A 6,316-nucleotide genomic window follows, 5' to 3' on the forward strand; every position below is an offset into this window, starting at 1 on the left:
GTCTTTCCTCGGCTTCCGTTACAGTACTTCAGGCGCCAGGGAGATAATCTTCATAAATTTCTCGCCGCGCAGCTCCCGAGTTACCGGCCCGAATATACGGGTACCAATGGGCGCCAAATTGTTGTTCAGCAATACTGCTGCGTTATCGTCGAACTTAATCAGCGAACCATCGCCACGACGTACGCCTTTTTTGGTGCGAACTACAACCGCCGTCATCACCTGACCTTTTTTCACTTTGCCGCGAGGAATAGCCTCTTTGACAGTGACTTTGATCAGATCGCCAACGCGCGCATAGCGACGGTGAGAGCCGCCGAGCACCTTGATGCACATAACGCGACGTGCGCCACTGTTATCTGCAACTTCCAAATAGCTTTCTGTTTGAATCATTTCTTACTCCAAAGCAGTCAACTGTGCATCAAGCTTGAACACAGGCCGCCGGCCAAGTTAAATCTGGGTAGCCGCTTCGTCAACGCGCAGCAAAGTCCAGGACTTGCTTTTCGACAGCGGACGCGTTTCGCAAACCGTTACTACGTCACCAGCTTTACACTCATTGTTTTCATCATGAGCGTGAATCTTGGAAGAACGAGTAAGGTACTTACCATAAATCGGGTGTTTTACACGACGCTCGATCAGAACCGTGATGGTCTTATCCATCTTGTCGCTGATCACTTTACCAGTGGCCGTGCGAGCGCTCTTTGCTGCTTCTGACATATTAATTACCTGCCTTTTCCTGTAGCACAGTCTTAATACGCGCAATTTCTTGACGCGTCTGCTTCAGCAAGTGCGTCTGCGCTAACTGGCCGGTGCTTTTCTGCATACGCAGCTTGAACTGGGCTTCCAGCAGCTGCAGCAGTTGAGCGTTCAACTCGTCAACTGACTTTTCGCGTAACTCGATAGCATTCATTACATCACCACCCGCTTAACAAATGTGGTTTGCACCGGAATCTTGGCAGCCGCCAAAGCAAATGCTTCGCGGGCCAATTGCTCTGGCACACCTTCAACTTCGTACAGCACCTTGCCGGGCTGGATTTGGGCAACCCAGTATTCAACGTTACCCTTACCTTTACCCTGACGAACCTCGAGAGGTTTTTCAGTGATTGGCTTATCGGGAAACACGCGAATCCAGATTTTTCCGCCACGCTTGATGTGACGGGTCATGGCACGACGCGCTGCCTCGATCTGGCGAGCGGTAATACGACCGCGTCCGACCGCTTTCAGGCCGAAATCACCAAAGCTGACCCGGCTGCCGCGTTCTGCCAGACCGCGGTTGCGGCCTTTTTGTACCTTGCGAAACTTTGTGCGCTTCGGCTGTAACATTTGCGTAACCCTTACTCTGAACCTTTCTTAGCCTTGGCTTCGACTGCTTCAACTCTGTTCCCCAGGATTTCACCCTTGAAGATCCAGACTTTCACACCGATGATGCCGTAGGTCGTCGCTGCTTCGTGTGTGGCATAGTCGATATCCGCACGCAGGGTATGCAGAGGCACTCGGCCTTCGCGGTACCACTCAGTACGGGCAATCTCAGCACCGCCGACACGACCGCTCACCTGAACTTTGATCCCTTCTGCGCCCTGGCGAATCGCATTCTGTACCACACGCTTCATAGCGCGACGGAACATTACGCGACGCTCCAACTGCTGAGCAACATTCATCGCTACCAGCTTGGCGTCGAGATCCGGCTTGCGGACTTCTTCAATATTGATATGCACAGGCACCGACATGCGCGCACTGAGTTCCTTGCGCAGCTTATCGACGTCTTCGCCTTTTTTACCGATCACAATGCCGGGGCGAGCTGTGTGGATAGTAATCCGCGCCGTTTGGGCTGGACGCTCGATCACAATGCGGCTAACCGACGCATGAGACAGTTTATCCATCAGGTACTCGCGCACTGACAAGTCAGTGACCAGTTGCTGAGCATACTGTTTGCTACCTGCATACCAGATAGAGTTGTGATCTTTTACTATTCCCAGCCGGATACCGGTCGGGTGTACTTTCTGACCCATTTGGTCTCTCCTACTAAGCTTCGCCGTCGGCTACTTTGATCGTGATATGACAGGACCGCTTCAAGATCCGGTCAGCCCGACCCTTAGCACGTGGGCGCAAACGCTTCATCGTCATGCCTTCGTCAACGAAGATTGTTGCTACGCGCAACTCGTCAACGTCGGCACCTTCGTTGTGCTCGGCGTTTGCAATCGCGGAATTGAGCACCTTTTTAATGATGCCAGCCGCTTTTTTAGAGCTGAAGGTCAACAAATCAAGGGCTTCTTCTACGCCTTTACCGCGAATCTGGTCAGCAACCAAGCGGGCCTTCTGGGCGGAGATTCGTGCGCCTTTTAAATGTGCCGCTACTTCCATCGTCTATGCCTCTCCCGGCGCAAGCTTAACGCTTGGCCTTCTTATCAGCCACGTGCCCCTTATAGGTGCGGGTCGCGGCGAATTCACCCAATTTGTGCCCAACCATGTCCTCGGAAACGATTACCGGGACGTGTTGACGACCGTTGTGTACCGCAATGGTCAAACCGACCATTTCGGGGAGAATCATGGAACGACGCGACCAGGTTTTGATCGGACGACGATCGTTTTTCTCTACTGCCGTTTCAACCTTCTTCAAGAGATGAAGGTCGATAAACGGCCCTTTCTTCAATGAACGTGGCACAAGCTAATCCTCTTTACTCTGACTGCGCTTATTTTCTGCGATCACGCACAATCAGCTTATCTGTACGCTTATTTTTACGGGTCTTATACCCTTTAGTCGGCACACCCCATGGTGTAACAGGATGACGACCTCCGGAGGTACGACCTTCACCACCACCGTGTGGGTGATCAACGGGGTTCATCGCCACACCGCGAACGGTAGGACGAACACCACGCCAACGCGCCGCACCGGCTTTACCCAATTTGCGCAGGCTGTGCTCGCTGTTGGATACTTCACCCAACGTAGCGCGACACTCAGACAAAATCTTGCGCATTTCACCGCTGCGCAAACGCACAGTGGCATATTGGCCTTCGCGAGCGACCAGCTGCACTGAAGCACCTGCACTACGCGCGATTTGAGCACCCTTGCCAGGCTTCATTTCCAGGCAGTGAATGGTGCTACCTACCGGGATATTGCGCAGTGGCAATGTGTTACCCGGCTTAATTGGCGATGCTTCGCCAGATACCAGCTCGTCACCGGCAGATACACCCTTGGGAGCAATAATGTAACGACGCTCGCCATCGGCGTATTTCAGCAGCGCGATAAACGCGGTGCGATTCGGGTCATATTCCAGACGCTCAACTTCAGCGGGAATGCCGTCCTTGTTGCGCTTGAAATCAATGATCCGATAGTGCTGCTTGTGACCACCACCAACGTGACGCGTGGTGATGCGACCATTGTTGTTGCGACCGCCATTGCGCGACTGGGGCTCCAGCAGCGGCTTGTACGGCGCACCTTTATGCAGGTCGGAATTAACTACCCGAACAACAAAGCGGCGGCCGGGAGAGGTCGGTTTACTTTTTACAATTGCCATTTGACTCAGCTCCAGACTTATTCAGCGACCGCAAAGTCGATGTCTTGACCTTGCACAAGGCTAACGTAAGCCTTCTTCCAGCTCGGCTTTTTGCTCAGACCGAAACGGTTACGCTTTACCTTGCCTTTCATGTTCACGGTGCGAACGTCTACTACGTCGACCTTGAACAGCTTTTCGACAGCGTTTTTGATCTCCAGCTTGGTTGCGCTGGGCAGAACACGAAACACTACCTGGTTACCCGCCTCGGCGCTCATTGCACTTTTTTCAGAAACGTGAGGGCCTAGCAATACTTTGTAGATGCGTTCTTGATTCATCCCAACAGCTCCTCAAATTTTTTCAGCGCAGCGACGGTTACAACCACTTTTTCGTAACCAATCAAGCTCACGGGGTCGACACCGTTCACATCGCGAACATCTACGTCGTGCAGATTGCGCGCTGCCAGGTACAGATTGCCAGTAACTTCTTCAGTAACAATCAAGGCACCCTGTAGACCCAACTCACCCAGCGACTTCACCAACAATTTGGTTTTAGGCGCTTCGAGAGCCAGCTCTTCAACAACAACGAGGCGATCCTGACGAGCAAGCTCTGACAAAATGGAGCGCATTGCCGCACGGTACATCTTGCGGTTCACTTTCTGGCTGTGGTCCTGTGGACGCGCAGCAAAGGTGACACCGCCGCCACGCCAGATTGGCGAGCGAATAGTACCGGCACGAGCACGACCCGTGCCCTTTTGACGCCAGGGCTTCTTACCACCACCACTTACATCAGAGCGCGTCTTTTGCGCACGAGTACCCTGACGGGCACCCGCCAGATAAGCGGTAACAACCTGATGAACCAGATCTTCATTAAACTCACGAGCAAAGGCGACATCGGATACCTGGATTGATCCAGCCGCTGCACCGTTACCGGGTTTCGCAATACTCAGTTCCACTGCTTAGCCCCCTAGGATTTTTTTGCTTTCACAGCGGGACGAACAAACACGTCTCCGCCCGGCGCACCTGGAACCGCACCCTTGATCAAGATCAAGTTGCGCTCCGCGTCTACACGCACCACTTCGAGAGTTTGCACAGTTACGCGCTCAGCACCCATGTGGCCAGCCATTTTCTTGCCTTTGAAAACACGACCAGGTGTTTGACACTGACCGATAGAACCTGGGGCACGATGAGAAAGCGAGTTACCGTGTGTGGCGTCTTGCATGTGGAAGTTCCAACGCTTAACACCACCCTGGAAGCCCTTACCTTTGGACTGCCCGGTGACATCGACTTTTTGACCAGCTTCGAAAGCTGCCACAGTCAGCTCGGCGCCGACCTCGGGAGCTTCTTCGCCTTCGCTCAGACGAAATTCCCAGAGACCACGACCTGCAGCAACACCTGCTTTCGCAAAATGGCCAGCTTCTGCCTTAGAAATACGAGACGCTTTACGAGCACCAGCGGTGACCTGTATTGCGCGATAGCCTTCGCCATCTTCTGCCTTGACACGAGTAACGCGATTGGGCTCTACCTCAATCACAGTTACCGGAATAGAAACGCCGTCGTCGGTAAAAACGCGCGTCATGCCGCTCTTACGACCGACCAAACCTATAGTCATTGCTCCAACCTCTCAGTGTACGGGGCTTAACCCTCTACGGCCGTGTTTTCACACGTTACACAACCCAGGGCCAGCCCCTGAGCGGGTCTGAAAAAAATTCAGTATGTTTTGTTAATTAGCCAAGGCTAATTTGAACTTCTACACCAGCCGCCAGATCTAGCTTCATCAAAGCGTCTACAGTTTTTTCTGTAGGCTCTACGATATCCAACATGCGCTTATGGGTGCGGATCTCATATTGATCTCGCGCATCCTTGTTCACGTGTGGAGAGACCAGAACCGTAAAACGCTCTTTGCGCGTAGGCAGAGGAATTGGACCTCTAACCTGAGCACCAGTACGCTTTGCGGTATCGACAATCTCTTGCGTAGACGCATCGATAAGGCGGTGATCAAAAGCTTTTAAACGAATGCGAATCCGTTGATTTTGCACCTGATCAAACTCCCATCCCGAAATAGCTTCGGGCCACTATCGGCGCTAAATGGCCGAGACAACCCGAAAAAAGAAGCGGCATATTAATGATCCTGGAGGGCGCTGTCAACAACAATCCACTCTATATCACTAATTCTTTACACCACCATTGTTAAGCGCATATAAAAGCCATCGCTTATACCAAGAAAGGGAGGCCGAAGCCTCCCTTTCACACTGCTGCGGCCAGGCCGCGCCAGCTTATTCTACGATTTTCGCAACAACGCCGGCACCGACAGTACGGCCACCTTCGCGGATTGCAAAACGCAGACCTTCTTCCATCGCGATGGGCGCAATCAGTGTTACGTCCATTTTCACGTTGTCGCCAGGCATAACCATTTCTGTACCTTCAGGCAGCTCACACGCACCGGTAACGTCAGTGGTACGGAAGTAGAACTGAGGACGGTAGCCCTTGAAGAACGGCGTGTGACGACCACCCTCTTCCTTGGACAGTACGTACACCTCTGCTTCAAAGCGAGTATGCGGAGTGATTGAACCGGGCTTGGCCAGAACCTGACCACGCTCTACTTCATCACGCTTGGTACCGCGCAGCAACACACCTACGTTCTCACCAGCACGACCTTCGTCGAGCAGCTTGCGGAACATCTCAACACCGGTACAGGTGGTTTTGGTGGTGTCGTGAATACCAACGATTTCGATCTCGTCGCCAGTCTTCAGGATACCGCGTTCGATACGACCGGTAACAACCGTTCCACGACCAGAGATAGAGAATACATCTTCGATAGGCATCAGGAAG

At 52.8% G+C, this 6,316-nt stretch carries 13 protein-coding genes; all 13 read right to left on the reverse strand.

What is annotated here, in order from left to right:
* Positions 1–18: 18 nt before the first annotated feature.
* Positions 19–387 (reverse strand): 50S ribosomal protein L14, encoded by a 369-nt coding sequence (gene rplN / locus HCU74_RS17390; protein ID WP_022960536.1) that lies wholly within the window; start codon positions 385–387, stop codon positions 19–21.
* A gap of 57 nt (positions 388–444) precedes the next feature.
* A complete protein-coding gene (gene rpsQ / locus HCU74_RS17395) occupies positions 445–711 on the reverse strand; it encodes a 30S ribosomal protein S17 (RefSeq protein ID WP_168451674.1) in 267 nt (88 codons plus the stop codon).
* 1 nt (position 712) lies between these two features.
* Positions 713–904 carry a 50S ribosomal protein L29 gene (gene rpmC, locus HCU74_RS17400; RefSeq protein WP_168451675.1) on the reverse strand — a complete coding sequence of 64 codons (192 nt, stop codon included), beginning with the start codon at positions 902–904 and terminating at the stop codon, positions 713–715.
* Positions 904–1,317, reverse strand: a complete 414-nt coding sequence (gene rplP / locus HCU74_RS17405) for a 50S ribosomal protein L16 (RefSeq protein WP_168451676.1) — start codon at positions 1,315–1,317, stop codon at positions 904–906. The genes rpmC and rplP overlap by 1 nt, the downstream gene beginning before the upstream one ends.
* An 11-nt stretch (positions 1,318–1,328) precedes the next feature.
* Positions 1,329–2,003: a 30S ribosomal protein S3 gene (rpsC, locus tag HCU74_RS17410; protein WP_168451677.1), complete on the reverse strand. Its 675-nt coding sequence runs from the start codon at positions 2,001–2,003 to the stop codon at positions 1,329–1,331.
* 13 nt (positions 2,004–2,016) lie between these two features.
* On the reverse strand, positions 2,017–2,355 hold the full coding sequence (gene rplV, locus HCU74_RS17415) for a 50S ribosomal protein L22 (RefSeq protein WP_168451678.1): 339 nt from the start codon (positions 2,353–2,355) through the stop codon (positions 2,017–2,019).
* Between the two features lie 25 nt (positions 2,356–2,380).
* On the reverse strand, positions 2,381–2,656 hold the full coding sequence (gene rpsS, locus HCU74_RS17420; RefSeq protein WP_168451679.1) for a 30S ribosomal protein S19: 276 nt from the start codon (positions 2,654–2,656) through the stop codon (positions 2,381–2,383).
* A 28-nt stretch (positions 2,657–2,684) separates the two neighbouring features.
* Complete coding sequence (gene rplB, locus HCU74_RS17425; RefSeq protein WP_168451680.1) at positions 2,685–3,509, reverse strand: 50S ribosomal protein L2; 825 nt, start codon at positions 3,507–3,509, stop codon at positions 2,685–2,687.
* A gap of 17 nt (positions 3,510–3,526) precedes the next feature.
* The gene (gene rplW, locus HCU74_RS17430) at positions 3,527–3,823 is read right to left on the reverse strand and encodes a 50S ribosomal protein L23 (RefSeq protein ID WP_168451681.1); all 297 of its coding nucleotides are present in this window, start codon (positions 3,821–3,823) and stop codon (positions 3,527–3,529) included.
* Positions 3,820–4,440: a 50S ribosomal protein L4 gene (gene rplD / locus HCU74_RS17435; RefSeq protein WP_168451682.1), complete on the reverse strand. Its 621-nt coding sequence runs from the start codon at positions 4,438–4,440 to the stop codon at positions 3,820–3,822. Before rplD ends, rplW begins: the two co-directional genes overlap by 4 nt.
* Positions 4,441–4,451: 11 nt before the next feature.
* Positions 4,452–5,096, reverse strand: coding sequence for a 50S ribosomal protein L3 (rplC, locus tag HCU74_RS17440; protein WP_168451683.1), 645 nt, complete (start codon positions 5,094–5,096; stop codon positions 4,452–4,454).
* Positions 5,097–5,211: 115 nt separating this feature from the next.
* Complete coding sequence (gene rpsJ, locus HCU74_RS17445; RefSeq protein ID WP_103684259.1) at positions 5,212–5,523, reverse strand: 30S ribosomal protein S10; 312 nt, start codon at positions 5,521–5,523, stop codon at positions 5,212–5,214.
* A gap of 237 nt (positions 5,524–5,760) precedes the next feature.
* The coding region (locus tag HCU74_RS17450; protein WP_246864676.1) for an EF-Tu C-terminal domain-related protein at positions 5,761–6,316 on the reverse strand (556 nt) is incomplete at its 5' end.

It is taken from the genome of Spongiibacter thalassae, assembly GCF_012272835.1.
GTDB classification, from domain to species: Bacteria; Pseudomonadota; Gammaproteobacteria; order Pseudomonadales; family Spongiibacteraceae; genus Spongiibacter; species Spongiibacter thalassae.

Excerpts from the sequence above, each read along its gene's own strand:
- rplN (WP_022960536.1), bottom strand. The coding sequence starts at position 387 with ATGATTCAAACAGAAAGCTATTTGGAAGTTGCAGATAACAGTGGCGCA.
- rpsQ (WP_168451674.1), bottom strand. The coding sequence starts at position 711 with ATGTCAGAAGCAGCAAAGAGCGCTCGCACGGCCACTGGTAAAGTGATC.
- rpmC (WP_168451675.1), bottom strand. The coding sequence starts at position 904 with ATGAATGCTATCGAGTTACGCGAAAAGTCAGTTGACGAGTTGAACGCT.
- rplP (WP_168451676.1), bottom strand. The coding sequence starts at position 1,317 with ATGTTACAGCCGAAGCGCACAAAGTTTCGCAAGGTACAAAAAGGCCGC.
- rpsC (WP_168451677.1), bottom strand. The coding sequence starts at position 2,003 with ATGGGTCAGAAAGTACACCCGACCGGTATCCGGCTGGGAATAGTAAAA.
- rplV (WP_168451678.1), bottom strand. The coding sequence starts at position 2,355 with ATGGAAGTAGCGGCACATTTAAAAGGCGCACGAATCTCCGCCCAGAAG.
- rplB (WP_168451680.1), bottom strand. The coding sequence starts at position 3,509 with ATGGCAATTGTAAAAAGTAAACCGACCTCTCCCGGCCGCCGCTTTGTT.
- rplW (WP_168451681.1), bottom strand. The coding sequence starts at position 3,823 with ATGAATCAAGAACGCATCTACAAAGTATTGCTAGGCCCTCACGTTTCT.
- rplC (WP_168451683.1), bottom strand. The coding sequence starts at position 5,096 with ATGACTATAGGTTTGGTCGGTCGTAAGAGCGGCATGACGCGCGTTTTT.